Origin of the sequence: Pseudomonas taiwanensis DSM 21245 (genome assembly GCF_000425785.1) — a bacterium.
GTDB lineage: Bacteria > Pseudomonadota > Gammaproteobacteria > Pseudomonadales > Pseudomonadaceae > Aquipseudomonas > Aquipseudomonas taiwanensis.
On record NZ_AUEC01000073.1, the window covers coordinates 1 to 1,006 of the forward strand.

At 47.1% G+C, this 1,006-nt stretch carries 2 protein-coding genes; both read left to right on the top strand.

All coding sequences use genetic code 11. From position 1 onward, the window contains the following. Nucleotides 1-282 (top strand): hypothetical protein (locus H620_RS27305; protein WP_209439667.1); only part of this gene is annotated, 282 nt, incomplete at its 5' end. Beyond that, complete coding sequence (locus H620_RS0118950) at nt 282-611, top strand: hypothetical protein (RefSeq protein ID WP_023381481.1); 330 nt, start codon at nt 282-284, stop codon at nt 609-611. The genes H620_RS27305 and H620_RS0118950, both read left to right, overlap by 1 nt. The last annotated feature ends 395 nt before the right edge of the window (nt 612-1,006 follow it).

Below are 1,006 nucleotides of genomic sequence, written 5' to 3' on the forward strand. Positions count from 1 at the left end.
CAGCATCCAAATGCGACTATTCAGAGTGAGTGTTATCTGCGGGATGCAAGCGGGAAATCTGTCAGGGATCCTGAAAGCGGTGAGCGGCGTAGGGTGGGCACGGCTGTTATTGAGAATAGGCAGGCAACGACTTATGAGGTAACAAGTTTGACTGCTGATAAATATGATCAGCAAATGAAAGAAAGTCGAATTCTCACGAGTGGTGGGACATTTATTAGAGATAGAACTACTGGGAAGCTGGTGCCGGTTGCAGGGTTGTCTCAAGTAGAAAGGAGGTTGTAATGACAAGTGACTATCCAGTTTGGGATATCGATGTGTTGATTTCGGCCTATAGGAGTGCTCCGGACTGGCAGAAAAATATTGAGCTATCGACGGAGAATCTCTTCATTTTTATGGAGCGTAATGGTCTTCTGAAATGCCGAGTTACTGATGAGGAAGGGCGGGTTGTGAAGCGTGTGATCATGAAAAGCGAGATTACTGAGGAAGGCAATAAACTTGTTGAAGGGCCTAAAAGCGCTGTAAGTCGATGGGCTAAATCAAAAGGTAGATTTAATGATCCTGGGAATATCAGTGCGCTGGAGAAAGCCTTGGCCGAAATTAGAAAGTCATAGAGGGTTCAGAGGGCGGGCTTGAACTTTGAATAATAGGTTTTTAGCTCGCCTTTCTGTGCTTTTTGGTAGGCGGTTTCAGAGGCTGAGTGCAACACCCGACTATTGAGTTAAGGATGGGCTTTCATGGTGCTTGGCTATCATTGCCGTCATCATTTCGATACGGAGACGCTGAACAATTAGCCATTTCTTACCGTCCCCATTTTTCAAGCCGGTTTTTCCAACCTACTGGCCTTACTCTGTGTTTCTTGGGCCGATTTCTACCCTGATTTTGCTGAGTTAGCGGGCCAGCCCCGCCTTTTAGACGGACTTATCCCGCCGTCCGTTGCAAATACCGCTTGGCCAGTACCAGATTGGCCAACCCAAACAGACTGAACAACTGCGCCGTATTCTTTTCC